Source organism: Coleofasciculus sp. LEGE 07092, from assembly GCF_015207375.1.
Taxonomy (GTDB): domain Bacteria; phylum Cyanobacteriota; class Cyanobacteriia; order Cyanobacteriales; family Coleofasciculaceae; genus LEGE-07092.
The window spans coordinates 1-26,598 of the sequence record NZ_JADEWY010000099.1 but is presented as its reverse complement, the minus strand read 5'-3'; the positions used below and the strand labels follow the sequence as shown (position 1 = coordinate 26,598).

Here is a 26,598-nt window from a genome sequence, read left to right as displayed (position 1 = left end):
TTGATAGGGTTCTGGATAGAAACCCTGAGCCAGAGCATCTAAAATGTGGCTCAAGACCATAAAGTTATTTTCACTTTGAGCGGTTAGCTGTTGGATTAACCTCTCCTTGAACTGGTTTAGATCCCCCCCAGCCCCCCTAAAAAAGAGGGGAGAAATGCGATCGCCTGATTCCTCTCCGGTTTCTCTGTGATCAAGGGAAGTAGAGGGAATTTCTCCGGTTCCCCCCTTGCTAAGGGGGGTTAGGGGGGTTAAGTATTGCCGAATATACGCTTGTATATCTTTCCGGTTTTGTTCGGGGTAGTCTCCTAAATCAAGAATCTGAGAGGGTGCTTCGAGTAATAAACGCGATCGCTCTCTTACAAAAGGTCGGCGGGTGAGGATAAAATAGATTTTTTCGGGCAGATAGCGGGGAAGATAGAACAGATTGGAGTCTGGGGATTGGCTGTTGCAGTCTACGGCGTCTAAGGCGTCAATGGTAATAATCAGGCGTTGATGGGGTTCGAGTTGGTCGCTTATTTTCTGAAGTAATAGGGACAGAAACCAACTCCCCTCTGTCGCATTATCGGGCATCACCTTATCCCCATTCCCCATTCCCATTAATTGATGGCAAAGAATAGTGAGAAATTGGTCAGCTTGATTTTTGCCTGCAACTTGGGCGTTGTAATAGATAACCTGGGGATTTTCGGTGACGTATTGGGCGAGGATGGCACTTTTGCCGCTACCGGGTGCGCCGATGAGGGTGAAGTAACCGCGTGAGTACTGGTGCAAGAATTTGTGGATGGCGGTGAAGACAAATTCACGACCCACAAAATTTTGGCTTTTTTCTCGAATGATTTGCTGAAATTCGGTTGGGTAGGGAGGGGTATTGATGGGGATTTGCGATCGAGGTGGGGTATTCATGGTGATGCCTTTATCCCTTCGAGGCGTAGGAAATGTACTCGTCCCGAACGCTCGCCTGCCACAATGGTTACACTATCAGGTGCAACAGCACAGCACTCTAATGCACCATCCCCGCTGAAACTGGCAAGTTCCTCTCCAGTTGCCAAATCCCACACTTTGAGGCTATTGTCCCATGAAGCCGAAATTGCCTGTTTCCCATCTGGAGTGAGAACGACTGCTTTTACCGAGTTGCGATGACCGTTGAGGGTGAGCAGTTCCTCCCCGGTTGCCAAATCCCACACTTTGAGAGTGTTGTCCCCTGAAGCGGCAATCGCCTGTTTGCCATCGGGAGTGAAGGCGACGGCATCTACCGAGGAGGCATGACCGTTGAGGGTAAGCCGTTCCTCCCCGGTTGCCAAATCCCACACTTTGAGAGTCTTATATGAAGCGGCAATCGCCTGTTTGCCACCGGGAGTGAAGGCGACGGCAGTTACCGAGGAGCCATGAACGTTGAGGGTGAGCCGTTCCTCCCCGGTTGCCAAATCCCACACTTTGAGAGTCTTGTCGTATGAAGCAGAAATCGCCTGTTTACCATCACCAGTGACGGCGACGGCAGTTACTTGGGAGCTATGACCCTTGAGAGTACGTAGTTCCTCCTCGGTTGCCAAATCCCACACTTTGAGAGTCTTGTCGCATGAAGCGGAAATCGCCTGTTTACCATCACCAGTGACGGCGACGGCAGTTACCCGGGAGCTATGACCGTTGAGGGTAAGCCGTTCCTCCCCGGTTGCCAAATCCCACAGTTTGGGAGTGTTGTCTCTTGAAGCGGAAATTGCCTGTTTGCCATCGGGAGTGAAGGCGACAGCATTTATCCAGTGGTTATGACCGTTGAGGGTAAGCCGTTGCTTCCCGGTTGCCAAATCCCACACTTTGAGAGTGTTGTATGAAGCGGAAATCGCCTGTTTGCCACCGGGAATGAAGGCGACGGCATCTACCGAGGAGGCATGACCGTTGAGGGTAAGCCGTTCATCTCCGGTTGTCAAATCCCACACTTTGAGAGTTTTGTCCGATGAAGCGGAAATCGCCTGTTTTCCATTACCAGTGACGGCGACGGCAGTTACCGAGTAGCTATGACCGTTGAGGGTAAGCCGTTGCTTCCCGGTTGCCAAATCCCACAGTTTGAGAGTTTTGTCCGATGAAGCGGAAATCGCCTGTTTGCCATCGGAAGTAAACGCGACGGCAGTTACCGAGTCGCTATGACCCTTAAGGGTACGCAGTTCCTCCCCTGTTGTCAAATCCCACACTTTGAGAGTGTTGTCTCTTGAAGCGGAAATCGCCTGTTTGCCATCCGGGGTGACGGCGACGGCATTTACCCAGTGGTTATGGCCCTTGAGGGTAAGCCGTTGCTTCCCGGTTGCCAAATCCCACAGTTTGAGAGTTTTGTCCGATGAACCGGAAATCGCCTGTTTGCCATCGGGAGTGAAGGCGACGGCATATACCGAGTCGCTATGACCCTTGAGGGTAAGCCGTTGCTTCCCTGTTGTCAAATCCCACACTTTGAGAGTGTTATCTCTTGAAGCAGAAATCGCCTGTTTTCCATCACCAGTGACGGCGACGGCAGTTACCCAGTTGCTATGACCCTTGAGAGTACGTAGTTCCTCCCCGGTTGCCAAATCCCACACTTTGAGAGTGTTGTCTCTTGAAGCGGAAATCGCCTGTTTTCCATCACAAGTGACGGCGACGGCATATACCGAGTGGCTATGACCCTTGAGAGTACGTAGTTCCTCCCCGGTTGCCAAATCCCACAGTTTGAGAGTTTTGTCCGATGAACCGGAAATCGCCTGTTTGCCATCCGGGGTGACGGCGACGGCAGTTACCCGGGAGCTATGACCGTTGAGGGTAAGCCGTTGCTTCCCAGTTGCCAAATCCCACACTTTGAGAGTCTTGTCGGCTGAAGCCGAAATCGCCTGTTTGCCATCCGGGGTGACGGCGACGGCATTTACCGAGGAGCTATGACCGCTCAAGGTACGTAACAACTGCCCCCCCGGAGGAGTTAAGCTGGGTGTCAGGGGATGTAACCAAGTCGTTTTACTCTGCTTTGCCTGGGACAGCAACTGCTGAATTTCTGGCACATCAAAGCACTGCATTCGCCCCAACAACTGCCCCGCGAATTGCGTTTTATCTTTAGCTAGAACATGAGCCGACAGTCGCAGCGCTCCTTGAACTAACTTCAGCACCTTAACCTTCTCCGGGTTAAGACTGAGGTTCTCCCCCCTTACCAAGGGGGGTTGGGGGGGTTCTTCCTCCCTTTCTAAAGGGGGTTCATCAATCAAATCATAATCCGCAATCAGTGCATTCACCCCCAACTCAGGATGGTTAATCTTTTTTGCCAGGAATTTAAAATCCGTCAGGGTTTGAAAATACTCTTCTAAATTCCCCGAATTCACCAGATTATAGGGAAACCTGTCCAGATAAGCTTTTTGGACGTAGGACTTTTTTGCCTTGGATTTCTTAGCCAATTCCCTCATTTCATCCCATCTTCTTTAATTTATGAGATTTTGCAGTTCAGATCCCCGACTTCCTAGAGAAGTCGGGGATCTCGCGTTTACGAATCAACCTTCTGCCTCATCTGCGTCCATTTCCCTTTTCCAAAAATCCACAATCCGTTGATTCACCTCCTTAAACAGCTTCCGAGTTGACTTCAACTCCTTTTTCCCTTTCAGAAAATCAAGAAAACTCGCATGATAAAAGCTGTAACAGGTGTCTCCCTCAATTTCCTGCTCCCTCAAATACTCAACCCACTCCTCCAAAACCTCTTGCACCTCATATTCATCCTGCTCAGTAATTTCGGCAATCATCTCACCAGGAATCGGCGTACCAATCTCCACCAAAATAAACAGGACAATTACCTTAGCTTCTTGAGGCTTAGTCTCCATCCCCATCCGCACCCAATGAACTTGATAATAATCCTGAAGACCATCTGGCAACTGCTTCAAATTCAGGTCATTGTACAAGCCTTTCGCAATCTCTGGTAAAACATAGCGCAGGTACATAAAATTGTTTTCACTCTTGTCCGCTACCTGCTCAACAAACGCCTCATCCGTGAGATTGCGCTCTTGAATCCACTTTCTCAGCGATTCTTTATGCTCAAAGTCGTTATTAAGGAATAAACGAATATACTTTTCTACATCCTCACGATTTAAATTCACATACTCACTATCCCTTAAATCCAACTCCTGCACTGGAACATCAGGAGACACTGTTAAACGCTTGGTTTCTCGTGTAAAAGGTCGTCGGGTGAGCAAAAAATACACCCCATCCGGCAACTCCTTGGGCAAATTTAAAAGATTAGGCTCTCCCGCTTCCTGCTCCACCTCATCCAGTGCATCAATAATAATTACCAGCGATTCCTCCGCCGGAAGTTTCTCACTGACTTTTTGGAGCAACGTCAGTAAATTATCTTTCTCAGCATTCTGCAACTGATAACGCTTAATCAATTGTTGCCGAATACTTTCCAAAAACTGTTCAGGTTTATTATTCCCCTCAGCGCGAACATTAAAGTAGCAGGGACATTGTTTAGTAGCAACATACTTCGCTGCGATCGCACTTTTCCCCATTCCCGCATCCCCGACTATAGTAAAATAACCTTTAGGCTTCTTATTCAAAAATTCTAGAAATGCTTTAAAAACAAAATTTCGACCACAAAATGTCCGCGTCTTCTCTTTTATTAAAGGTTTAAATTCCTTGGGGTACTCATCTAAGTTCCAATCTGGGTAAGGCTTGAATTCCTCTGAATTAGTACGTTTGGCTACGTTAATAAAAACATTCCCGAACTCTTCTAGCTCAGTGCGAAGTTCAATTCCTGATGTTTCTATCTCACTTTTTAAATTATTATTATCATTGAGTAAGTCTTCGCTTTTCGCTAAAAAAAACAATGGATTCCTAGAAGTGTAGGCACTCCAAAAAGCATTTTTAATCTCTCTTTCCCCTAAAAGTTTACGAACTGGCTCAGGATTCCCCACGCCATACTCAACCAAAGCGTAAACATACACACCATCAACATCTTTTGGCGGTTGTACCGGATCAAGCTTTAATTCCTTTAAAATTTTGACTACAAGTTCATTACGCTGCGCTTGCTTGATAGCAGTCGGAGCAACAGCACGAGCAATACTGGTAATTACACTTACAGGATCGGGAGTCGTCATTGCTGCTCGAAGAGTAGGATTTGAAGATTGCCCATAATTATACTTTGACTACAGTATGTCTAGATGCGGATAACGAACCTCAACCCGATGCCTTACTGCGAATTGAACCGGAAGTCGGGGGGAATTCTCGCATTAGTGAGGATGGTTATATTGAAGGCGCACCGGAGTTAATTGTGGAAGTGGCGGCGTCCAGTGCTTCCTATGACTTAAACGATAAACTGAATGCCTATCTTCGTAATGGCGTACAAGAGTATATTGTTTGGCAAATTTACGAAAATCGCAATTGTTGTTTTAACGCAGAGTTACGCAGAGGATGACGCGGAGGTACGCAGAGTTTTTCGGAAAAATGTAAGATAAGTCTGAAGTCACTGGACATGATAGGATTCATCACCTGGGTTAAAATAAGCTGCCAGTAGATGGGGATTAATCGCTAAAGGGCGATCGCACCAATGCTCAGTGGGTTTTACCCTTGATTGGTAAGATTAGGCAAAGCGCTCTTGAGAGCCAACGTTAAACCATCATGTTAGAATCCCTAGTCGCTCCTCCTCCATGGAACCCTCTCGCCGATCGCTCTTTGGCTGGTGAACTCCTCACCCGCGAAGAAGCACTGGCAGTCCTTCGGGCTCCCGATGAAGTCTTGCTTGATCAGCTTGCGGCTGCCTACCGTGTGCGCCGACACTACTGGGGAAATCGGGTGCGACTGCATTTCCTGCTCAATGCCCAAAGCGGTTTGTGTCCCGAAGACTGCCACTACTGTTCCCAGTCCAAACTATCGACTGCTCAGATCGAGAAATATCCCCTATTGGCAAAAGCAGAAATCTTAAACGCTGCCGAACGAGCACAGCAACTTAAAGCCGGCACCTTCTGTTTAGTCATCTCCGGACGCTCTCCCACTGAGTCTGTCTTCACCCAAGTCTTGGACACCGTGCAGGAGATCAAGGCAAACTACAATCTGAAAATTTGCGCCTGTTTGGGACTATTAAGCGAAGAACAAACCCATCGGTTGGCAGCAGCAGGGGTAGATCGGGTGAATCATAACCTGAATTCTTCAGAAAACTACCACTCCCAAATTTGTACCACCCATACCTTTAATGACCGCACGGCTACAGTAAAGAATGTAAAAGCCGCAGGCATTACCACCTGTTGCGGGGGAATTTTGGGAATGGGAGAGTCAGATGACGACATAATTGACTTAGCACTATCCCTGCGCGAACTAGATGTTACCAGCGTTCCCCTTAATTTCCTGATTCCCATCCCCGGTACTCCCTTTGAGAAACAGGCAGAACTCAACCCTCGCCGATGCCTGCGGATTCTCTGCCTCTTCCGCTTTCTCCTCCCTTCCCAGGAAATCCGGATTGCCGGGGGGCGAGAAGTGCATTTGCGATCGCTCCAACCCCTAGGACTTTACCCGGCGAATTCTATCTTTATCGGAGATTACCTGACTACACCCGGACAAGCCGCCCAGCGTGACTTCGACATGATCCGCGATGCGGGGTTTGTACTAGAAGCACCGGATGGATCAGTCTGGGAGGGAAACCCCTTGGATAAGACTTATCATCCTTAGTCCAGAAGATCCCATTTTAGACCTTTTCGTCACCCCGTCAGGAACCCTCTACAAATCTTCTGCTTCCTGATAAAGTTGCTCGAGTTCTTGCTGCTGAGTCCGACGGGAGTGCCGCCTATATTTCTTCGTTTCCAGCTTCGGTTCATACTGCATTTGCCCCTTTCCCTTCATTTTTGCTTTCATCGTTGACTCTGGATCAGATTGTTGGTTCAGCCACGTTCGCCGTGCGATCGCAACGTCCAAAAAATCCAGATAATGCTCGTAGCGTTCCCAGTCTCCCCGCACCACACAGTTCGGTTCATCCCGATGCAAGCAATCGCTAAATTGGCAAGTAGCTACAGCTAATCGCTCCTGTGCTTCCGGGAAGTAATACGCTAAATTTTTGGGTTCGCAATCCAAGTCAGGCTGATTGAAACCTGGGGTATCTGCGAGCAAACCTCCAGTGGGTAATTCAAACAGTTCAATGTGGCGTGTAGTGTGGCGTCCGCGACCCAATTTTCCCGTCACTTCTCCGACTCGCAAATTCACCTCTGGCGCTAGCTGATTGATCAGGCTGGACTTACCCACTCCCGAAAGACCTGCTAGAACAGTGATTGTATTGCTCAACCGTTCGTTGACTTCTTCTAAACCTGTTTTCGTGTAAACGCTCATAAAGATAGGTTGATACCCCCACTCTCCCAAGCGCTTCTGCCATTCCTGCCGAGCTTGAGCTGTAACTAAATCGCTTTTATTCAGACACAAACAGACACTTAAACCTGTAGATTCTGCCTTAACCAAAAAGCGGCTGAGTTGATAAGGGTCTAGAGTTGGTTCTTCTAGGGCAAAAACCAAGAGAATCTGAGCGGCATTGGCAATCGGCGGACGATCAAGCTGAGTTTTTCGAGGCAGCACATCTGCGATCGCTCCCCGCCCCCCACCCCAGTCGGGTTCCTCGACAACAACGCGATCGCCCACCATTACCTTCTGACCGATTTTTTTGAGTCGAGAGCGGCGAGTACAAAGCAGTTGTGGCTTCAGGTGTCCTTCCTTAACAGCAGTACCCCCCCATTTCTCATCAAGTTGCACCTGATAGAAGTTAGCCTGGACTGCTAGAACCGTCCCCACTAAGGACGATTCAGACCGTTCTATACCAAGTCCTATTTCACTCATGTAGAGGCTAAGGGACGTCGTACCTTCAGGGCAAAATAATCTGTACAATCCTCAATAGCTTCAATGGGGTAGCCTTCCATCGTCAGACTATCCGGCACTTGCTCGATCGGTTCTCCAGGGTCAAGCCACACTTCTAACAAGTCTCCGGGAGTCATTTGCTGCAAGCGGAGTTTGGTGCGCACAAAGTTGATGGGGCAGGGCGTACCCCGTAAATCGAGCTGGGCATCCGGTATCTGTGTTGATGCAGTTGGGTTACTCATCCGCGAAACAACCCTCCCAAGAAGTCTTCTAGACCACCTTTGCCGGTGCGATCGCCTTTAATCTTCGCCAGTTTCTCCAGCAGTTCCCGTTCTTCAGGCGTAATGCGAGTGGGGATATCAATTAAAACTGTAATCATGTGATCGCCCCGACTAACTGGATTCCCCAGTTTGGGTACACCGTGATTTTCTAAGGTCAGTACAGTATTGGGCTGCGTACCGGGCGGAATTTTTAACTCCACCGGACCATCGACCGTAGTGACATCCAAACGACACCCCAAAATAGCTTGCAAATAGCTAATTTTCAGCTCCGACAGGATATTAATCCCATCCCGGTGAAATTCGGCGTCTTCCTCAACAAATAAATAAACGTACAGGTCTCCCGGAGGACCTCCCCGTAATCCCGCATCTCCTTCTTTAGAAACCCGTAGCCTTGTACCATTATCCACCCCAGGGGGAATGGTAATTTTCAGCTTTTTAGTTTCTTGTTTACGACCTGCGCCCCCACAAACTTCACACTTGTCCTCAATCACTTGTCCTTCACCATTACAGGTGGGACAGACTGAAACTTGGGTAAAACTGCCAAAGGGAGTTCGGGTAGCACGGCGCACTTGACCCGCACCACTGCAAGTTGGACAGGTACGGGGTCGAGTTCCAGGTTTGGCACCCGTACTATTACAAGCCGTACAGGTTTCTAAATGGGGAATGCGGATTTCCTTTTCACCACCGAATATGGCTTCCCGAAAATCTAGCTTCAAGTCTAGTCGTAGGTCATCACCACGAACTGGACCGCGCGTTCTCGTTGGCGTTCGCGTACCCATACCACCGGCAAAGCCACTGAAGAAGCTTTCAAAAATATCGGCAAAACCCATATCCCCAAAATCGGGGTAGCCTGCTCCTGCACCCGATGCGACACCAGCTTCCCCAAAGCGGTCATATCTTGCGCGGGTTTCCGGTTCAGAAAGGATTTCGTAAGCTCGGTTAATTTCTTTAAAGCGTTCTTCCGCCCCAGCTTCCTTGTTCACATCTGGGTGATACTTCCGGGCAAGACGACGGTAAGCTCGTTTTAATTCCTCTTTGTCAGCGTCACGAGAGACACCGAGAATTTCATAGTAGTCAGGCATAGAGCAGTGTGCTGGAGGGTTGGGTTACTTATATGGGGGTGAATCAGTTGTTTTGGGTGAGTGAACGGCTTAGGGTGACAAATAGCCCCTTCCCCGCTTACCCGCATGCCTATCCATTTTGGATCAAAAAACCAGCCGATTGCTACCTGCTTTGGTTGTTTTAATCAACGGCTTCGTAGTCAGCCGTTACGGTTTCATCATCAAAATTAAGAATTAACTCCTCTTCCTCATTTTCAGAAGCCGATTCAGAAGATTCGTTGAATTCTATCGTTTCTGATACGTCCTCCTCTGTCGTATCCGTTACTTCATCCAAATCTAAACTCGGCGCGGCTTGCTGGTAGACGGCAGCACCAATTGCAAATAGTGTTTGTTGGAAGTCATCGAGGCGCTGTTTCACCTCCTCGATAGAAATAGACGGATTCTTGAGGGCTGCTTGCAATTCCTGTTTTTTCTCATCACCTTGGACTTTGAGTTCCTCCCGGACCAATTCGGCATTCTCATTTAAGGTTGATTCGTAGCTGTAGAATAGACTGTCAGCTTGGTTTCGGAGTTCCACCAACTGAATGCGACGGCGGTCTTCCTCTGAATATTTTTCAGCTTCTTGACGCATCCGTTCCACTTCTGTGGTACTCAGCCCACCTGTGTTGGTAATCCGGATGCTTTGCTCCCGACCCGTCCCTTTATCGGCGGCTGAGACGTTGAGAATCCCGTTGACATCAATATCGAAGGATACTTCAATTTGGGGAACGCCTCGGGGAGCTGGGGGAATGCCTGTCAGCAAAAACTTCCCCAAGCTTTTGTTGTCTTTAGCCATTGCCCGCTCACCCTGCAAGACGTGGATTTCCACCGAGGTTTGCCCGTCCGTTGCGGTCGAAAATACCTGGGATTTGCTAGTTGGAATGGTGGTGTTGCGCTCGATTATTTTAGTAAATACTTCCCCTAGGGTTTCAATACCCAACGACAGGGGGGTTACGTCAAGTAGCAGCAAATCTTCAACTTCACCGCCCAAAACACCCCCTTGAATTGCCGCTCCCAGAGCTACTGCCTCATCGGGGTTGACTGACCTATCGGGAGAGCGACCGCCAAAAAACTTGCTAATCGCGGTTTGCACGGCGGGGATACGGGTCGAACCGCCTACCAGCAGAATTTTGTCGATATCGTCGGGTTTCAAGTCGCTGTCTTTGAGCGCTTGTTTCACCGGATTAATGGTGCCTTGGATCAGTTCGCTAGCCAGTTCTTCAAACTTAGCCCGTGACAGTTCCATCTCTAGATGTTTCGGACCGGTTTCATCGGCGGTGATGAATGGCAGGTTGATCGAGGTGTTTACCATATTGGAGAGTTCGATCTTGGCTTTCTCCGCTGCTTCGCGCAAGCGCTGCAACGCCATTTTATCGGTTCCCAAGTCGATCCCTTCTCTTTCCTTGAAATTGGCGATCAGCCAGATAACTATCACGTCATCGAAGTCGTCGCCTCCCAAGTGATTGTTGCCTGAGGTCGCTTTGACTTCAAAAACACCATCGCCCAGTTGCATAACCGATACATCAAAGGTACCGCCGCCTAAGTCAAACACCAAGATTTGCTGCTCTTGATCCTGCTTGTCCATACCGTAAGCTAGGGCAGCGGCAGTCGGTTCGTTGATAATCCGCAGAACTTCCAGACCGGCAATGGTTCCACCATCTTTTGTGGCTTGCCTCTGGGCATCTGTAAAGTAAGCCGGAACCGTAATAACTGCTTGCTCTACGGGTTCGCCGAGAAAGTTTTCGGCATCGGCTTTGAGCTTTTGCAGGATCATCGCGGAGATTTCTTGCGGGGTGTACTGATGCCCCCGGATTTGCACATCGACGGTATCGTCCCGACCTCTGATACAACCATAGGGAACCCGCGATCGCTCCGCCACCGTGTCGTCCCACCGACGCCCGATAAAGCGTTTAATGCTGTAGACGGTATTCTCCGCGTTGGTCACTGCCTGCCGTTTTGCCAGTTGACCGACCAAGCGCTCATCTCCTTTGCCAAATCCCACAATACTCGGAGTGGTACGTCCCCCTTCCGAGTTGGAAATGACGATGGGCTGACCTCCTTCTAGCACGGCGACGCAACTATTGGTCGTGCCCAGGTCGATGCCAATGACTTTTCCCATAGCGCTTCGGCCTAACGGTTATGTAAAGTTTCCTGAATTTTAGTTGAACCAAGTGCTAGAACTAGCCTGACTTGAGTTCAACTTTACTCTGGTAATGAGCTAACTACTTCAATGTAACGCTGACACCCCAGAATGGTTAATGAGCCTACCCTTTAACTTTCGGGAGTCTCTTGGGTCTCTTCCTCTGAGGTTACCACGGGCTCTCCGGCTGCAGCAACTTTGACCATTGCATGACGTAGCACACGCTCGTTCAAGAAGTATCCCCGCATAAGTTGTTCTATCACGGTTCCTTCGGGGTATTCGTTGGTCGATTCCCGCATCACCGCTTCATGAAAATTGGGGTCAAACTCTTGCCCTTCGGGACGCATAGGAGAGACACCAATGCGTTTGAGGCACTCGACTAACTGCTTGTAAACGCCCTGATAACTTTTGTGAATGGTCATTTCTCCATCATTTTGGGGCTTGATTTGCGATCTGGCTCGCTCGAAGTTATCAACCACTGGCAATAACTCCGAGAGAGTAACTTTCTTGATCTGATAATCTAGTTCTTCTTTTTCCTTGGCGGTTCGCTTGCGGAAATTATCAAAATCTGCCGCAATCCGTATAGATTGGGTTTTAAAGGCATCAAATTGCTGATTAAGCTCTTCGATTTGGGCTTTGAGCGCCTCATTTTCCTGCTTCAAGGTTTCCAGAACCGCTAAATCGCTATCTGCTACAGATACATCGGTTGCAGCTTCGGCTATTTCAACGTCCGAATTTTCTTCTTCGGTTGTTGTCGTTTCTGGCGAAACTTCAGCGGTTGCTTGATCCTCATTCAGGGGCAACTCTGAATCCATCGGCATAGTCGCCTCCACGCCCGTGGCTGCCGATTCATCTGTTTGCTGCATAGTGTTATCTGGTTGCTTCTCTTCGTCGCTCATGATTTACTCGTCCACCTTGAGATACTGCTCTTCGATTGCGATCTCGTTTGTCTGTAACTTGTGCGCAATAGCAACCCAATTCCTGGCAATTTCTGCTTGCACACAGTCTAGGGTGCGCCATCGGTATCGGGTCAGGCTAGCTACTTCCTCAAATCCTAATACAGGCTAGCGAACTTTGCCGCTCACTTTCACATCCAGCAACATTAAAGTCCACTTGAAACTGACGGTTTGTGGCTGCAAGGCAGCTTAATAGCCAAGGGCAGGACAGATTGAGCTGGGATTCTCTGTGCATCTATAATAAATAAAGTATTCTACATGATGTATAGTGCTGATTTCGCTCACATCGAAAATTTTATCAAGTTGAGACGAGCTGAGACCTTACGTTTCATCATTGTCAGGATATTGGTACTCCAAGCGCGTTGGCATCTGACCTAACTCATTGGCACGCGCATTTCCTTGGTGGGTGCTGCAATTGAACCCAACGGAGATAGATACGGCTTTCAATCCACCAAGGTTGTTTGGCAATGCCCGTTAACTTTGTGACTGCCCCCGTAGCTTCAAGAAATGACAATGACATGGAAGCCACGGCTTTTGGGAATACTTTAATGTTAAGGAGATATTCTCACCCGCTATGACTCAATCCTCATCCTCTCGACGCGCCCTGATCGTTAAAAACGATTTTTCACCCTTTGGCAATAAGCTGGTTCAATCGGGATACGTTGACAATGACCAGATGCAGCAGGCTATGGTGGAAAGCCGCAAGTCAGGAAGACCCCTGACTGAGATTCTGGAGTCGATCACTGGACGGCAATTACCACCCGACTTGCTACGCCAGCATAAGAAACAGCAATTATTTGAACTAAAAATACTTTACGGCGTTGATTTTTTAGATCCGGAAATCAATGATATTTCCGGACACCAGGTTGCCCAATTAATTGACACTCTGCTCCCCATTGATATCTGTCGTCGTTATCGTTTAGTGCCGATCTCGCAGAGTGAAACCCAACCCCCATCGGTCTTGGTGGCAATGGTTGACCCGGATAATCTAGATGCCCAAGACGACCTTAACCGGATTCTGCGACCCCAGGGTATTGGGTTGCGGCGGATGGTCATCACCCAAGAAGATTACCAGCAGCTTATTTCCGAATATCTGGAGGAACAGCTCAAACTAAGCAAGGAACAAGAAGCTGCTAAACAAGTAGACATTAAACAGGATCTTGAAAGCTTAGATAATCTCGACTCTCTAGGGGATGCACCTGATGAAGTTGAAGCCGACTTAGGTGACGCCTTGAATGAGGCTGGCGGTGCTCCTGTCATCAACTTGGTGAACAGAATCATGGCTAAAGCCCTGCAAGAAGGGGTGTCTGATATTCACGTCGAACCCCAAGAAGAGATTTTGCGCATCCGCTTTCGGAAAGATGGGGTGCTACGTCAAGCCTTCGATCCCTTACCGAAAAAAATCACTCCAGCCGTTTCAGCTCGCTTTAAAATTATGGCAGAGCTGGATATCGCCGAACGCCGGATGCCTCAAGATGGCAAAATCCGGCGGATGTTCCAGGGTCGCAAAGTGGACTTTCGGGTGAGTACCTTGCCCAGCCGCTACGGTGAGAAGGTGGTGCTACGGATCTTGGATAACGCTAGCACTCAGCTAGGGTTAGATTTTTTAATTACAGATCCAGATACCCTGCAAATCGTTCGGGAAATGGCGAACCGTCCCTTTGGACTTATCTTGGTGACAGGACCGACGGGTTCCGGGAAATCCACAACTTTGTATTCAATGCTGGCAGAGCGCAACGATCCTCGGGTCAATATTAGTACGGCAGAAGACCCGATTGAGTACTCGCTGCCAGGAATTACCCAGGTGCAGGTGCTGCGAGAAAAAGGCATGGATTTTGCCTCGATTTTGCGATCATTTTTGCGCCAAGATCCAGATGTGATTTTGGTGGGTGAGACTCGAGATAAAGAAACGGCAAAAACAGCTATTGAAGCGGCTCTTACAGGTCACTTAGTCCTGACTACCCTGCATACCAACGACGCAGCCGGGGCAATTCCGCGCCTTGATGAAATGGGGGTTGAACCATTCATGGTTTCGGGTGCTCTCCTCGGTGTCTTGGCACAACGACTAATGCGGCGGGTTTGTTCCCAGTGTCGTATTGCTTACCAACCCACCTCAGAGGAATTGGCTCGATTTGGTCTGTCGGCGTCCAGTGAAGGGGAAATCACGCTATATCAGGCGAACACCTTGCACCCCGAGGAAATTACCGCAGCCAAATCTCGAGGGACGCTGTGCAATACCTGCAATGGAGTTGGCTACAAAGGACGAGTGGGTGTCTATGAAGTCATGCGCATCAGCGAACGGCTGCAAGGCTTAATTAACGGCGGAGCTCCGGCAGAGCGCCTTAAGGAAGCCGCCGTAGAGGAAGGGATGGTAACGTTGTTAGCTTACAGCTTGAATTTAGTGCAGCAAGGTCAGACCACTCTTGAGGAAGTCGAACGAGTTACCTTTACGGATTCTGGATTAGAAGCCGAATTGAAAGCCAAACGCAAGCGTTCTCTTACTTGTAGTACCTGCGCGGCAGCATTACAACCGGAGTGGCTAGACTGTCCTTATTGCATGACACCTCGCTTTACAGACTAATCGCTTGCGCCACGAGCGATCGCACACCCTCAACTATTGACTCACTACTGATGTTGTTAAAGGAGACAGCGCAATGGAATTGATGATTGAAGACCTTATGGAGCAACTCATTGAAATGGGTGGCTCAGATCTGCACATTCAAGCGGGAGCGCCTATCTACTTCCGTGTCAGTGGTAAGCTCCAACCGTTTGGCGAAGATCCCCTGACTGCCCAAGAATGCCAGAAGCTGATCTTCAGTATGCTCAATAATAGTCAGCGTAAAGAGCTAGAACAAAACTGGGAATTGGATTGCTCTTATGGTGTCAAGGGATTGGCTCGCTTCCGTGTCAATGTCTACAAAGAACGCGGTTACTATGCGGCAGCATTGAGGGCGCTCTCTTCTAAAATTCCCAATTTTGACCAGTTAGCTTTGCCAGATATTGTTCGGGAAATGAGCGAACGTCCTCGGGGAATGGTGTTGGTGACAGGTCCGACAGGTTCGGGTAAAACAACCACCCTGGCAGCGATGATTGACTTAGTGAACCGGACGCGGGCAGAACATATTTTGACGGTGGAAGACCCCATTGAATACGTGTTTGCCAACATCAAGAGCTTGATTCACCAACGTCAAAAGGGTGAAGATACCAAAAGCTTTGCTAACGCTCTTAAAGCCTCACTTCGGGAAGATCCAGATGTGATTCTGGTGGGAGAAATGCGCGACTTGGAAACCATTTCTCTCGCTATTTCCGCTGCTGAAACAGGTCACTTAGTCATGGGGACGCTGCATACTAACTCGGCGGCATCGACCGTCAACCGGATCATCGACGTGTTTCCGCCCATACAACAACAGCAAATCCAAGCTCAACTATCGAACTCTTTAATTGCTGTCTTCAGTCAAACCCTAGTACCCAAGAAAAACCCGAAACCGGGTGAGTTTGGTCGGGTAATGGCACAGGAAATCATGATAGTAACGCCAGCCATTGCTAACCTAATCCGCGAAGGAAAGGTGCCTCAAATTTACTCGGCGATCCAAACGGGTATGAAACTGGGAATGCAGACCATGGAGCAGTCTTTATCAAATCTCGTTAAGCAAGGTGTTATCTCCTTTGAAGCAGCCGTGTCTAAGAGTTCCAAACCCGATGAGTTACAGCGCATCCTTGCAGGCGCTGGGATGGGTGCTACCGCTGCCGCGAAGGGTGCAACTAGAGCCACCCGATAAGTTCTTCAGTTGACTCTGAGTCCTTGCATTTCAACGACTCAGAGCTAACTTATGAGTTCACACTTCACTCAATTCCCTCCCCCTTATCCAGACGCACGCTATGCCTACCTACATCGCTGAGATTCGGGATCTCAAAGGAAACGCTAAAAAACAAAAAATAGACGCCAACTCCCTCGATCAGGCTCGTACTCTCCTCCAAAATCAGTATCCCGCTGTTGGAAGCATCAAGCAAGCCTTTAGCTTTAACCTGAACTTCTCCAACCTCCAGGAAAGTATGGCGAAAGTAACGGTCAAAGACAAAGCCGTTTTTTCCCGTCAGTTTGCGGTAATGGTCAATGCTGGTGTAGCGATGGTTCGCTGTCTTGGTATTTTATCCGAGCAATGTCCCAATCCAAAACTCAAAAAAGCACTGGTTTCAATTAGCGGTGACGTACAGCAGGGAACCAATCTCTCTGATTCCATGCGCCAACATCCCGCTTGTTTTGACACCCTTTATGTCAGTATGGTACAAGCTGGCGAGGTTGGGGGTGTCCTTGACGAAGTACTCAACCGCTTGGCGAAGCTCCTTGAGGACATGGCGCGACTACAAAACCAAATCAAATCGGCAATGACCTATCCTATGGTCGTCGGTAGTTTTGCCGTTCTGGTTTTTCTCGGCATGACCATGTTTCTCATTCCGATCTTTGCGGGAATTTTCCAAGAAATTGGCGGAGAATTGCCAGCATTGACCGCATTTATGCTCTGGTTGAGCGGAGTACTCAGAAGTTGGAAAATTCTGATCCCGATTGTCTTTTTCATTGTTTCTTCCTTTCTGATTAAACAGTACTACAAAACGCCTCCTGGTCGCTTGCAAATCGATCACTTATTGTTGAAGATGCCCCTCTTTGGCGATTTGCTAGAAAAATCAGCAGTAGCTCGTTTTTGTCGAGTTTTTGGAACCCTAACTCGTTCTGGGGTGCCAATTCTCAATGCCTTAGACATTGTTAGAGATACAGCAGGCAACCAGGTGATTGCGAATGCTGTAGAAGCGGCAAAACTTGATATTCAACAAGGTGGTATGATCAGCCTTGCTTTACAAAGAGAGCAAGTTTTTCCAGGGCTAGCTATTCAGATGATTAGTGTTGGGGAAGAGACCGGTGAATTGGATACAATGCTAATGAAAGTTGCCGATTTCTATGAAGATGAAGTTGAGCAAGCCGTGAAAGCACTGACCAGTATCATGGAACCCATTATGATTATTGTTTTAGGGGGAATGGTCGGTACGATTCTGGTTTCTATGTATCTGCCTATGTTTAAAGTGTTTGACACCCTTGGATAAAAAGAGGAGAGACTTCAAAGATAACGGATAGGTTCTTGGTAGAGAGTTCTAATCGTTGGTTGTTCAGATGCTTGGCAACGCGGTAACTCTCTACCTGCATACCCACAAACCGCTAGTAGCGCTTCTGGTGAAATTCACGCACTCAAAATTTAAAAATCAAACTTCTTATCATTGCCCAGAGTTTCAGTGATGCGTGAAGAGTGGCTTAATTTCCGTCAAGCTAAACTAGTCAGCCTCACTCAACTGTTAGTAAAACTCCCGTAAATCGTTGCAATTTTACTTTAGAAAATGCCTGTTAAGCAATCTGATTACGAAGCGTTGCTAGCGGAGTATAGCAACCACGAGGCAGCGATCACGTTGCTCAAAAAATATCGACCTTACCTAGAAATGGTGCCGAGTATGCGCCGACCTGATGAGAGCGTGATCACCATTCCCTTGCCAATCGTGCGAATTCGCACCCCAAAATCATCTACAGGGCATAACACTACTAATTTTTCTGCCTTGCAAGGCTCAGTTTGCCTGCCCTGTGATGTAGCTATTTTAATGTGTGATCCGGAATGGAAAATCAAAATGGGGGGTGAGATTCTTATCTTTATTCATCGTCCCCACGAGGATTTCTCTGAGCTGCTCAGTCGCTGGCGTCAGACCCAAGTGTTGCTTGACAAAGACTACGAATGGCTGATGCCGCCCCGCCATCAACACGTTCTGAGTGAGGGAGTTGACCGCATTTATCCATTGTTTGTGATCTTTCCAGAAACACCCCATCGTATTCAAAGGGGCTTGGAAGGAGCCTGTCTGCCCTTTGTCATGCAGATTCCAGACCCCGCCATGACCGAGGAGGAGCAGTCAGAAACGCTCTCTCCAGAAAGTCCGCCGGCTTAATTGGTCATTAAGTTATTTGACAAATTGTGGCATCACTTCAGCCGCAGTAAACAGACCGTACATACCTCGTCGGTGTAAGGACACCCCAGTTTTGAGGTAGCCAAAAGCCGGACCGCAAACGTTAGCTGCCATGGTGGTTTCATCCCCTAAGGTGAAGGTGTGGGTGGAAATCTTCCCCTCAAAAGTACGACCTGTGACTTGGACATTGGTGCTGAGGGGTTTTTTGGGATTGCGGGTATCAACGACACCACCAACCGTAACGCGATCGCGGGAACAAATTCCTGCCAACTCTAACATCACATCATCGGCGTGTTCCATATTTTCTAGGGTGAGAATGCCGTTCGTCTGATCGAGGAAGGCTTCTACCTCAGCATCACTCATCTGACTAGCCCGTTCCACATCATAGCCAGGAAGGTGGGCAATGTCTTCCCGAATAGTGGCTCGATAGGCTTCCCAATTGGCAATCCCCACACCAAAGGTAATTTTGACACGGTGAATCTCAGCGTAGCTTTGAGCCGCAACTGCGGCAGCGGCTGTCAACAGTCCTGGTGTTGCTCCACAGCCTGTCAGGTACGTGATTCCCGCTGCTTGCAGTTCATCCTTCATTGCCAGCAGTTGTTCAACTGCACTCGTGCGTTTGAGTGCATCGACAAGTACTCCTTGCCAGCCGGATTGGATAAACTGCCTTGCGACAGAAGCCATAAAGGTATTGGGCAAATTCGGTAGAGCCAGAAAATATCCATCGACGGAGGCTTGTTCGATTAAGTCGGGGATAGTGCGGTTGCTGAGGGTGCCTGTTGGCTCCAGATAACCAAGTGAACCGTGATCTCGATAAACCGCAATACACTGATCTCGATCGAGTCCAGTGGGGTTATAGACATACCCTTTCTTGTCAGCGGCTGCCACCCAATCCATTTCATGTTTAGGGGTGATGACTCTGGCGGCAGCTTGCCCTAATCCCCCAAAGCCTAAAATTCCGACTCGCACTGATTTTGGGGTAGGGATTGAACCTGTAAGGTGCTTTTCACTCATAGCGATCGCGTTGACATCAATTTGAAACAAGACAGACTTTTATTATCGGAGGTGACGGAACCGAGCGATCGCTCTAGGGGTGTAGTTCAGGGAAGATGAGATCGTGTATATTTTTGTTAAGAACAAATTTTTGAGAGATCCCGCCGCTTGACTGGGATGAAAAGTTACGAGAAACTTAACGAAAGATTAGTGTAAGATACTAGTCAAGTATAAATTTTTGTTAAGGTTTGATTCGCCATGATGCGAATATTTTCAATAAATTGATCAACTAGCCCTCAAGCTGGTTGTTTAAACCTCATAAGCTATTGTCCGTGCGGCATAATAGCACCAAACGTGAGGATTGATCCAACCCAGAGCAAAAGCATGGAAACCTTAGAATTCGTAATTTATCCCGATGGTCGAGTTCAAGAAAAAGTCACAGGTATTGTTGGCTGCTCTTGTGCAGAGGTAACCGCAGCAATTGAAGCTCAGTTGGGGCAAGTTGTCTCCGTTGAGCCTACGTCAGAGTACTTTGCTCAACCTGTTCAGCAATCGGCAACAGCAACGGCTCAAGCAACTTTTAGCGAATGGTAAATTTTTGTTCAAATTCAAATTAAGCAAGTAGTTTAACGAAAATGTCACATTTCAGCAGCATAAAAACTCAAATCCGCAATCTGACCTCTTTGGAAGCGGCTTTAACCGACTTGGGTATTGAGTGGAAATCGGGTTCGCGCCCGGTGCGCGGCTATCGCGGTCAAACCCGTAATGCCGAAGTCGTCATTGAACAGGATAATGGCTACGACATCGGTTTCAGTTGGAATGGGAACGAATACGAACTCGTTGCTGACTTGCAATACTGGCAGCAGCCTTTATCTGTAGAGGGCTTCCTCAACCGTGTAACTCAGGGTTATGCTTTCCAGACTGTAATGCATGAAACAGTTAAGCAGGGCTTTCAAGTTGCCGAGCAGCAAAAAAATAAGGACGGTTCCATCCGTCTAGTTGTCCAACGCTGGAGTGCGTAATGTCTGATTTCTCAGTCAACCCGGATCGTTCAGGTCTAGAACCTGAATTAGGAGGTATCTTTCGAGATGCACCGGAGCGATCCGGTCTGGAACCAGAACTGGGAGGTGAGTTGCGACAGAAGGGTGTTTATGTCGATGAAATCACCTGCATTGGCTGCAAGCACTGCGCCCACGTCGCTCGAAACACCTTTTATATTGAGCCAGACTATGGACGCTCGCGGGTGACTCGGCAAGACGGCGACTCTGAAGACCAGATTCAAGAAGCCATCGACACCTGTCCAGTCGATTGCATTCATTGGGTCGATTATACCGAATTAAAGCAGCTAGAAGAGGAGCGGCAAGATCAGGTTATTCCGATCGCTGGCTTTCCCATCGATCCAGCTCTCATAGCTGCCAAAATTCGGCAAAAAAGGGAGAACCGCAAGAAGCGATCGTCCAAGAAGTAAATAAGTAAACCGCTTATTACCTAAAGGCTCAAGCTTCCCTAATCCTCAATGGCTCTATGCTATTGAGGGTTTTATTTACTCTCTTCCCCTTAGAAGAATAAGACTTTCAAACTTCATCAGGACTGACGCAAATTTGCCTGTAAACTGCTTGGCAAAATTTTTACAATCATTAAGGGATTATTCAAGCTTTTTGTCAACTTAAAATTATTCAAATTCCCCAATCTAGAACATTACCAAAATTTTTATTGCCTTGTTTGAAAATACCAGATATGCTTTTTATATCTCCAATAAAAATGCTATAGTAAACAATATCGCTGACCAGGATATTCTAGAAATATTATGAAACATTTCTTGTTAACTTGGTTGCTTTCGGCTATAGCACTAGGGATAACAGCCTACTTAGTACCGGACTTTACTATTACCAGTTTTCCTGCCGCTATTGTTGCAGCAGTGGTTATGGGCATTGTTAATGCCATTGTTCGACCGCTCCTAGTGCTGCTGACTTTACCGTTGACATTTATGACTTTAGGTCTGTTTCTGTTGGTGATTAATGCGTTATCCCTAGTGCTGGTAGCTTACCTAACGCCTGACTTTACGATTTCAGGTTTTATCCCGGCTTTCTTAGGTTCTATCGTTTTGTCGTTAGTTTCGGGTTTGCTCAGTCCATTGGCTGGAAAAGGTTAGAATAGCTGTCTAGCCAACAGCCAATAGTTTTTTGACTAATAAGGAGACTTGATTGGGGTGTAAAAATGGGGGTCGGTGTTGTCTTCCTTGCTGAAAATCGCAATTAAGCAGGGGTAATTTCATTTCATCAGGAATAGCTCGGGCACCGCAAGCCGCTCCGAGTAGACCTCCAACAATACAGGCATTAGTGTCTGTATCCCCGCCGCCAGACAGGGTTTCTCGAATAGCATCTACATAATTCGAGCCTTTCCACAAATGTCTGAAAGCATGGCTGAAGGCGATTTGGATAAAGCCAGCGTGTGGATAAAAGGGTATATCTACATCATTTTGGGCATCTTGCAACCAACTGCGAACTTCTTCATTCCCATAAGATTCTGCCCAATATTGCGCTCTCTCAAAGGCTGTTTTATTATCTCCCAACCGTCTCATCAGAGTAGCAATGGCTATGACATAACAAGCTACAGCCTGAGTACAACTTTCATTGGGATGGGATAACCTTGAATCTTGCTGGGCAAAATCAGCCAGTTCGCGATCGCTGAACCGATATCCCCAGATACCCAAGGGAGTTATTCTCATTAAGCTACCATTAGCTTTGGAATCCATACAGAGTTGAGCCGCCGCCTGAGTCATGCCCGCAGCATAACCTTGTTGATTGCAAATTTCCTCCCATTTAGGTCTGCGAAAGCATCCTATGGAATGGCTGGTCGTCGAACCCATATCAAACGGTACGGACTCAACCCATTTGGCATAGTTTTGAGCAATAGTTTCTCGCTGAAAGGTTGAGCTTTGCGATAAAGCTTGAGCCAAGCAAAGAGTCAGTTCGCCATCATCAGTAATTTGTCCAGGAGCAACCTGCCAAACACCCCCTCCCGGCATACTCATAGCGCCATCAACTTCGGTAAGGGTTGGTTGGCGACCCATAAATTCCAGAGTTGCACCCGCCGCGTCACCCACCAAAGCTCCCAGTAAACAACCTAATGCAGCATCATTGAGGTCTAGAGCCGTTTGTTTCATATAGCCAGTCTCTTTGATTCATGAAAGAGGTACTCAAGATCCCCGACTTCTCTAAGAAGTCGGGGATCTTGCTTGGATATACTGTATTTCATCAACCTGAAATATGCTGTCAGTCAAGAATACAGAATGCAGAATTTATATATTCTGACTCCTGACTCCTAACTCCTAACTCCTAACTCCTAATCATAACATGATTAAAATTCTTCACCTATCTGACATTCACATGGGAAGTGGCTTCTCCCATGGGCGAGTTAACCCTACCACTGGGCTGAATACACGTTTAAAAGATTTTGTCAATACTCTGTCAAAATGTATTGATCGAGCGATCGCTGAACCGGTCGATTTGGTTCTTTTTGGTGGCGATGCGTTTCCCGATGCCACGCCGCCGCCTTACGTTCAAGAAGCCTTTGCCTCTCAGTTTCGCCGTTTGGTCGATGCCGAAATTCCTACGGTTTTGCTTGTGGGCAATCATGACCAGCACTCCCAAGGCAATGGGGGTGCCAGTTTATGTATCTATCGTACATTAGGCGTGCCTGGATTTATTGTGGGCGATACGATTGAAACTCATCGCATTGAAACCCACAATGGTTCTGTACAGGTAATTACCCTGCCTTGGCTGACTCGTTCCGCCCTACTAACTCGCCCAGAAACGGAAGGTTTGGCGCTAGCGGAAGTTAACGAACTACTGATTCAGCGCCTCGACCCAGTACTAGAAGGAGAAATCCGGCGTCTTGACCCCCAAGTTCCGACTGTTATCTTGGCACACTTAATGGCAGATCGTGCTAATTTGGGAGCCGAGCGTTTTTTGGCGGTGGGCAAAGGTTTCACTGTTCCTTTGTCAATGCTGACCCGACCCTGTTTTGATTATGTGGCGTTGGGACACGTTCATAAACACCAAAATCTCAATCCTGCCAATGACCCCCCCGTTGTCTACCCTGGCAGTATCGAACGGGTAGATTTTAGTGAGGAAAAGGAAGAAAAAGGCTATGTATTGGTTGAGTTGGAGAAAGGTCGCGCCCAGTGGGAGTTCTGTCCCTTACCCGTGCGTCCTTTCTGCACGATTGAGGTGAATATTGCCCAAGATGCCGATCCTCAAAAAGCTTTACTTAAAGCGATCGCTAAAAAAGATATCAATGATGCTGTGGTGCGGCTGATATACAAGTTACGTTCTGAGCAGTTGGACTTAATTGACAATGCAGCAATTCATCAAGCTTTGAGTGATGCCCACAGCTATACTATTCGTCCCGAATTGGTGAGTCAGTTGGCGCGTCCTCGTTTACCGGAACTGGGTGTCGGCAGCAGTATCAACCCGATGGATGCACTCTCGACTTATCTGAAGAATCGGGAAGATTTGAAGGAGATTAGTGCCGAGATGCTGGAAGCGGCACAGCGTCTTTTGGCTGGAAATGGAGATAGCTGGTTAGACTTCGATGGGACTGAAGAGGAACAACAGCAACTGACTCCTTTGTCAGGGGAGAATAAAAAGACGCAGTTGCGCTTGCTATAGGGGGTATGACAAGTTTAGAAGGAAGGAAGTGCTTAACTTGTCACGAATGCCCCAGTCCGGCTTGTTACGGGTTGTGCGAAACCGTGACAGGGAACTGGAGGAGCTGGGCGACAACCTGGTTCGGCGTGTCTACAAGTGCGAGGTTAACGGGTTCAGAAAGTGGTTATTATTTTTTTTAGCAAATTTTACCACAAGCAGGACAAGGGATCACTCCCTACTGGGCTATCACCCAATGAAGTCAACCTCCTAATTACACCCATTCGGGTGATGTGGGTAGTTCAGTAAAATTGCTAGAGTCAGCAAGTATTCAATCCTTAAGCGTCTAGACTTACTGATAAAAGTCTTCAGAGGTTTGATCCAGTTGTCGTATAGCTTCTTGACCTGAACCAACAGCCAATCCCAAAATCGCGCCAACAACTGCATATTGATAGGGAGCCTGGGGGCGGTTATCGTCTTGGTTAATTTCGGCAAGACCTATGCCTAAAACGATACCGACAACCCCAGTGATCAGACCTGAGAGTATAATTCTGGTAATATTCATTTGTTTTCCCTTTAACTTAATGAGACTTCAGCGACCAGAGTTTAACTTAATCAACTGAAGCACCCAATAACGGGGAACTAACGGCTCTAAACTCATAGGAGAGGAGCAGTCGTTCAGGATTAAGTCAAACCCAGGCTGATTTAGCGTTTACCTTTATTGCCTTCAATTTTTCCAAAGACTGGGGAAAATTTACCGCTGCTGTCAGATTTTTTTACATTAAGTCAGTAGATTGAAATAAATATTAAATAAATTAAAGAACTTTACACAAATTAGTAAATTTTTATGCTGAATTGTAGAAATATTTTATGTCTATCGTTGTGGTTGAAAACCTGAGTAAAGTTTACCCAGTAGCGGTAAAACAACCGGGGCTTAAAGGTACGCTAACTCACTTCCTGCGCCGCACCTACCGCTCAGTAACAGCCGTTCAAAACGTTTCCTTTGAAATTGCCATGGGGGAAGTGGTGGGGTTTTTGGGACCTAACGGTGCAGGCAAAACCACCACTCTGAAGATGCTCACCGGACTCATTCATCCTTCTAGTGGTAGCGTTAGAGTCGCAGGTCATATCCCATTTAAGCGTCAATCTAACTTTTTGCAAAAAATTACCCTGGTGATGGGGCAAAAGCAGCAGCTTCTCTGGGACTTACCCGCCCTAGATTCCCTGAAAATTAACGCGGCTGTCTATGGAATTTCTCAGAAAGAATTTCAGTATCGAGTAGACGAACTCTCTGAAATGCTGTTTCTGCATGGCAAGCTGAACCAGCCGGTGCGGAAACTGTCTCTAGGGGAACGCATGAAAGCCGAACTACTCGCCGCTCTCCTGCACCAACCTCAAGTCCTGTTTTTAGATGAGCCGACTTTGGGATTGGATGTCAATGCTCAACTCGGGGTGCGAGACTTCTTGCGGGAGTACAACCAGCGCACAGGTGCTACAGTTTTACTGACTAGTCACTACATGGCAGATATCACTGCCCTTTGCCAGCGAGTTTTGCTGATCTACGAAGGTCAAATGATTTACGATGGCAGTCTCGACGGGCTGCTAAATCGCTTTTCCCCCTACCGCGAGGTGAAAGTAGAACTTGCCCAACCCTTGTCTGAAGTAGAGGCGAAAAATTTTACATCGTTACAAACCTATGGCGAACTAGAAGCCGTGGAAGGGTTGCAGCTACGGTTCTTAGTGCGGCGCGAGGCACTCACTGCCACGGTTGCTCGGATTTTGGCTGAACTGGAGGTGGTAGATTTAACGGTAACTGATCCGCCGATTGAAGAAGTGATTGGTCGTGTTTTCCGGGCAGGAGTCGTTTCATGAACCGAGTGATCAGAACGGCTCAAACATTTTTATCAGTTTACTACGCTCACATGCTCGAATACCGAGCTGAACTATTTTTGTGGGCGCTATCGGGAAGTTTACCGCTGATTCTGATGGGGGTTTGGATTGAAGCCTCTCAACAAGAACAATTTGGTCTGGAGCCAGCGGATTTTGCTCGTTACTTTCTTACTGTTTTTCTCGTCCGCCAGTTTACAGTAGTTTGGGTGGTTTGGGAATTTGAAAAAGAAGTCGTAGAGGGGCGGCTTTCTCCCCGACTCTTGCAACCGATTGATCCAGTGTGGCATCATGTTGCTAGTCACGTATCGGAACGGCTTGCCCGTCTGCCCTTTGCTCTGACGCTAGTGGGGTTCTTTTTCTGGCTTTATCCCCAAGCCCTTTGGGTGCCAAGTCTGGGTCCTGTGTTACTCTTTGGCTTGGTTACGGCAATGGCGTTTGCATTGCGTTTTTTAATGCAGTATACCTTTGCCCTATTTTCTTTCTGGACAGAACGGGCAAATGCGATCGAGCAATTCTGGTTTTTGTTTTACTTATTTCTTTCGGGCATGATTGCGCCCCTAGAAGTTTTTCCACCGGGAGTACGTGCAGTAGCATTGTGGACGCCCTTCCCTTATTTGATTCACTTCCCAGCAGCCCTGTTAATTGGATTGCCTGTTGATATTCTGCGGGGGATAGGGGTGATGCTGGGTTGGAGTGTGCTGTTTTTTTTGTGCAATCGCTGGCTCTGGCGCAAGGGATTGAAGCAGTATTCGGGGATGGGAGCGTAAGGTGCAGGGG

24 protein-coding genes and 1 pseudogene are annotated in these 26,598 nt (G+C 47.9%); 13 read left to right on the top strand and 12 right to left on the bottom strand.

Features of this window, described 5'->3' with window-relative positions; translation table 11 throughout:
- The 3 genes from IQ257_RS21370 to IQ257_RS21360 form a co-directional block, all read right to left on the bottom strand.
- The coding region (locus tag IQ257_RS21370) for an AAA family ATPase (protein ID WP_193933199.1) at positions 1–900 on the bottom strand (900 nt) is incomplete at its 3' end.
- Positions 897–3,398, bottom strand: a complete 2,502-nt coding sequence (locus tag IQ257_RS21365; RefSeq protein ID WP_322744428.1) for a WD40 repeat domain-containing protein — start codon at positions 3,396–3,398, stop codon at positions 897–899. The genes IQ257_RS21370 and IQ257_RS21365, both read right to left, overlap by 4 nt.
- Before the next feature lie 93 nt (positions 3,399–3,491).
- Positions 3,492–5,084: an AAA family ATPase gene (locus tag IQ257_RS21360; RefSeq protein ID WP_193876258.1), complete on the bottom strand. Its 1,593-nt coding sequence runs from the start codon at positions 5,082–5,084 to the stop codon at positions 3,492–3,494.
- A 50-nt stretch (positions 5,085–5,134) separates the two neighbouring features.
- Here IQ257_RS21360 and IQ257_RS21355 point away from each other — a divergent pair.
- Positions 5,135–5,395: pseudogene (locus IQ257_RS21355) on the top strand (Uma2 family endonuclease); the annotation flags it as partial.
- 209 nt (positions 5,396–5,604) lie between these two features.
- Positions 5,605–6,648 carry a biotin synthase BioB gene (bioB, locus tag IQ257_RS21350; RefSeq protein WP_193876259.1) on the top strand — a complete coding sequence of 348 codons (1,044 nt, stop codon included), beginning with the start codon at positions 5,605–5,607 and terminating at the stop codon, positions 6,646–6,648.
- A gap of 48 nt (positions 6,649–6,696) precedes the next feature.
- Here the strand turns inward: bioB and rsgA are convergent, their stop codons facing one another.
- The 6 genes from rsgA to IQ257_RS21320 all read right to left on the bottom strand — a co-directional run bounded on the left by rsgA (position 6,697) and on the right by IQ257_RS21320 (position 12,760).
- A complete protein-coding gene (rsgA, locus tag IQ257_RS21345; protein ID WP_193876261.1) occupies positions 6,697–7,797 on the bottom strand; it encodes a small ribosomal subunit biogenesis GTPase RsgA in 1,101 nt (366 codons plus the stop codon).
- On the bottom strand, positions 7,794–8,057 hold the full coding sequence (locus IQ257_RS21340; protein WP_193876264.1) for a sulfurtransferase TusA family protein: 264 nt from the start codon (positions 8,055–8,057) through the stop codon (positions 7,794–7,796). The genes rsgA and IQ257_RS21340 overlap by 4 nt, the downstream gene beginning before the upstream one ends.
- Positions 8,054–9,178 (bottom strand): molecular chaperone DnaJ, encoded by a 1,125-nt coding sequence (gene dnaJ, locus IQ257_RS21335; protein WP_193876266.1) that lies wholly within the window; start codon positions 9,176–9,178, stop codon positions 8,054–8,056. Before dnaJ ends, IQ257_RS21340 begins: the two co-directional genes overlap by 4 nt.
- A gap of 160 nt (positions 9,179–9,338) precedes the next feature.
- Positions 9,339–11,315, bottom strand: a complete 1,977-nt coding sequence (gene dnaK / locus IQ257_RS21330) for a molecular chaperone DnaK (protein WP_193876268.1) — start codon at positions 11,313–11,315, stop codon at positions 9,339–9,341.
- A 152-nt stretch (positions 11,316–11,467) separates the two neighbouring features.
- Positions 11,468–12,235: a nucleotide exchange factor GrpE gene (grpE, locus tag IQ257_RS21325; protein ID WP_193876270.1), complete on the bottom strand. Its 768-nt coding sequence runs from the start codon at positions 12,233–12,235 to the stop codon at positions 11,468–11,470.
- A gap of 378 nt (positions 12,236–12,613) precedes the next feature.
- The gene (locus IQ257_RS21320; RefSeq protein WP_193876272.1) at positions 12,614–12,760 is read right to left on the bottom strand and encodes a hypothetical protein; all 147 of its coding nucleotides are present in this window, start codon (positions 12,758–12,760) and stop codon (positions 12,614–12,616) included.
- 106 nt (positions 12,761–12,866) lie between these two features.
- Here IQ257_RS21320 and IQ257_RS21315 point away from each other — a divergent pair, with 106 nt between their 5' ends.
- From IQ257_RS21315 to IQ257_RS21300, 4 genes are all read left to right on the top strand, one after another.
- Positions 12,867–14,873, top strand: a complete 2,007-nt coding sequence (locus tag IQ257_RS21315) for a GspE/PulE family protein (RefSeq protein ID WP_193876274.1) — start codon at positions 12,867–12,869, stop codon at positions 14,871–14,873.
- A gap of 73 nt (positions 14,874–14,946) precedes the next feature.
- A complete protein-coding gene (locus IQ257_RS21310) occupies positions 14,947–16,071 on the top strand; it encodes a type IV pilus twitching motility protein PilT (RefSeq protein ID WP_193876276.1) in 1,125 nt (374 codons plus the stop codon).
- A 100-nt stretch (positions 16,072–16,171) separates the two neighbouring features.
- Complete coding sequence (locus IQ257_RS21305; protein WP_193876279.1) at positions 16,172–17,389, top strand: type II secretion system F family protein; 1,218 nt, start codon at positions 16,172–16,174, stop codon at positions 17,387–17,389.
- Positions 17,390–17,677: 288 nt separating this feature from the next.
- Positions 17,678–18,271 carry a hypothetical protein gene (locus IQ257_RS21300; protein ID WP_193876281.1) on the top strand — a complete coding sequence of 198 codons (594 nt, stop codon included), beginning with the start codon at positions 17,678–17,680 and terminating at the stop codon, positions 18,269–18,271.
- 12 nt (positions 18,272–18,283) lie between these two features.
- Here the strand turns inward: IQ257_RS21300 and bioU are convergent, their stop codons facing one another.
- On the bottom strand, positions 18,284–19,303 hold the full coding sequence (gene bioU / locus IQ257_RS21295; protein WP_193876302.1) for a (S)-8-amino-7-oxononanoate synthase BioU: 1,020 nt from the start codon (positions 19,301–19,303) through the stop codon (positions 18,284–18,286).
- A gap of 363 nt (positions 19,304–19,666) precedes the next feature.
- On the opposite strand from bioU, the gene IQ257_RS21290 reads away from it, so the two are divergent.
- The 4 genes from IQ257_RS21290 to IQ257_RS21275 all read left to right on the top strand — a co-directional run bounded on the left by IQ257_RS21290 (position 19,667) and on the right by IQ257_RS21275 (position 21,434).
- Entirely contained in the window at positions 19,667–19,876 is a 210-nt protein-coding gene (locus IQ257_RS21290; RefSeq protein ID WP_193876283.1) for a DUF2997 domain-containing protein, read from the top strand.
- Positions 19,877–19,917: 41 nt separating this feature from the next.
- Positions 19,918–20,304 carry a DUF1257 domain-containing protein gene (locus IQ257_RS21285; protein WP_193876285.1) on the top strand — a complete coding sequence of 129 codons (387 nt, stop codon included), beginning with the start codon at positions 19,918–19,920 and terminating at the stop codon, positions 20,302–20,304.
- Positions 20,304–20,750 (top strand): ferredoxin, encoded by a 447-nt coding sequence (locus IQ257_RS21280; RefSeq protein WP_193876287.1) that lies wholly within the window; start codon positions 20,304–20,306, stop codon positions 20,748–20,750. The genes IQ257_RS21285 and IQ257_RS21280 overlap by 1 nt, the downstream gene beginning before the upstream one ends.
- A 339-nt stretch (positions 20,751–21,089) precedes the next feature.
- Positions 21,090–21,434 carry a phage holin family protein gene (locus IQ257_RS21275; RefSeq protein ID WP_193876289.1) on the top strand — a complete coding sequence of 115 codons (345 nt, stop codon included), beginning with the start codon at positions 21,090–21,092 and terminating at the stop codon, positions 21,432–21,434.
- Positions 21,435–21,443: 9 nt separating this feature from the next.
- On the opposite strand, the gene IQ257_RS21270 is transcribed toward IQ257_RS21275, so the two are convergent.
- Positions 21,444–22,448, bottom strand: coding sequence for an ADP-ribosylglycohydrolase family protein (locus tag IQ257_RS21270; protein WP_193876291.1), 1,005 nt, complete (start codon positions 22,446–22,448; stop codon positions 21,444–21,446).
- Between the two features lie 190 nt (positions 22,449–22,638).
- On the opposite strand from IQ257_RS21270, the gene sbcD reads away from it, so the two are divergent.
- Entirely contained in the window at positions 22,639–23,955 is a 1,317-nt protein-coding gene (sbcD, locus tag IQ257_RS21265) for an exonuclease subunit SbcD (RefSeq protein WP_193876293.1), read from the top strand.
- 328 nt (positions 23,956–24,283) lie between these two features.
- Here the strand turns inward: sbcD and IQ257_RS21260 are convergent, their stop codons facing one another.
- A complete protein-coding gene (locus tag IQ257_RS21260) occupies positions 24,284–24,496 on the bottom strand; it encodes a hypothetical protein (RefSeq protein ID WP_193876296.1) in 213 nt (70 codons plus the stop codon).
- Between the two features lie 305 nt (positions 24,497–24,801).
- On the opposite strand from IQ257_RS21260, the gene IQ257_RS21255 reads away from it, so the two are divergent.
- Both IQ257_RS21255 and IQ257_RS21250 read left to right on the top strand, forming a co-directional pair.
- A complete protein-coding gene (locus IQ257_RS21255) occupies positions 24,802–25,803 on the top strand; it encodes an ABC transporter ATP-binding protein (protein WP_193876298.1) in 1,002 nt (333 codons plus the stop codon).
- Positions 25,800–26,588 carry an ABC transporter permease gene (locus tag IQ257_RS21250; RefSeq protein ID WP_193933195.1) on the top strand — a complete coding sequence of 263 codons (789 nt, stop codon included), beginning with the start codon at positions 25,800–25,802 and terminating at the stop codon, positions 26,586–26,588. The genes IQ257_RS21255 and IQ257_RS21250 overlap by 4 nt, the downstream gene beginning before the upstream one ends.
- The last annotated feature ends 10 nt before the right edge of the window (positions 26,589–26,598 follow it).

Coding starts and splice junctions, on each gene's coding strand:
- IQ257_RS21340 (WP_193876264.1), bottom strand. CDS start 8,057: ATGAGTAACCCAACTGCATCAACACAGATACCGGATGCCCAGCTCGAT.
- bioB (WP_193876259.1), top strand. CDS start 5,605: ATGTTAGAATCCCTAGTCGCTCCTCCTCCATGGAACCCTCTCGCCGAT.
- bioU (WP_193876302.1), bottom strand. CDS start 19,303: ATGAGTGAAAAGCACCTTACAGGTTCAATCCCTACCCCAAAATCAGTG.
- IQ257_RS21315 (WP_193876274.1), top strand. CDS start 12,867: ATGACTCAATCCTCATCCTCTCGACGCGCCCTGATCGTTAAAAACGAT.
- IQ257_RS21285 (WP_193876285.1), top strand. CDS start 19,918: ATGTCACATTTCAGCAGCATAAAAACTCAAATCCGCAATCTGACCTCT.
- IQ257_RS21280 (WP_193876287.1), top strand. CDS start 20,304: ATGTCTGATTTCTCAGTCAACCCGGATCGTTCAGGTCTAGAACCTGAA.
- IQ257_RS21360 (WP_193876258.1), bottom strand. CDS start 5,084: ATGACGACTCCCGATCCTGTAAGTGTAATTACCAGTATTGCTCGTGCT.
- IQ257_RS21270 (WP_193876291.1), bottom strand. CDS start 22,448: ATGAAACAAACGGCTCTAGACCTCAATGATGCTGCATTAGGTTGTTTA.
- grpE (WP_193876270.1), bottom strand. CDS start 12,235: ATGAGCGACGAAGAGAAGCAACCAGATAACACTATGCAGCAAACAGAT.
- IQ257_RS21275 (WP_193876289.1), top strand. CDS start 21,090: ATGAAACATTTCTTGTTAACTTGGTTGCTTTCGGCTATAGCACTAGGG.
- IQ257_RS21305 (WP_193876279.1), top strand. CDS start 16,172: ATGCCTACCTACATCGCTGAGATTCGGGATCTCAAAGGAAACGCTAAA.
- IQ257_RS21310 (WP_193876276.1), top strand. CDS start 14,947: ATGGAATTGATGATTGAAGACCTTATGGAGCAACTCATTGAAATGGGT.
- sbcD (WP_193876293.1), top strand. CDS start 22,639: ATGATTAAAATTCTTCACCTATCTGACATTCACATGGGAAGTGGCTTC.
- IQ257_RS21260 (WP_193876296.1), bottom strand. CDS start 24,496: ATGAATATTACCAGAATTATACTCTCAGGTCTGATCACTGGGGTTGTC.
- IQ257_RS21290 (WP_193876283.1), top strand. CDS start 19,667: ATGGAAACCTTAGAATTCGTAATTTATCCCGATGGTCGAGTTCAAGAA.
- IQ257_RS21300 (WP_193876281.1), top strand. CDS start 17,678: ATGCCTGTTAAGCAATCTGATTACGAAGCGTTGCTAGCGGAGTATAGC.
- dnaK (WP_193876268.1), bottom strand. CDS start 11,315: ATGGGAAAAGTCATTGGCATCGACCTGGGCACGACCAATAGTTGCGTC.
- IQ257_RS21255 (WP_193876298.1), top strand. CDS start 24,802: ATGTCTATCGTTGTGGTTGAAAACCTGAGTAAAGTTTACCCAGTAGCG.
- IQ257_RS21250 (WP_193933195.1), top strand. CDS start 25,800: ATGAACCGAGTGATCAGAACGGCTCAAACATTTTTATCAGTTTACTAC.
- rsgA (WP_193876261.1), bottom strand. CDS start 7,797: ATGAGTGAAATAGGACTTGGTATAGAACGGTCTGAATCGTCCTTAGTG.
- dnaJ (WP_193876266.1), bottom strand. CDS start 9,178: ATGCCTGACTACTATGAAATTCTCGGTGTCTCTCGTGACGCTGACAAA.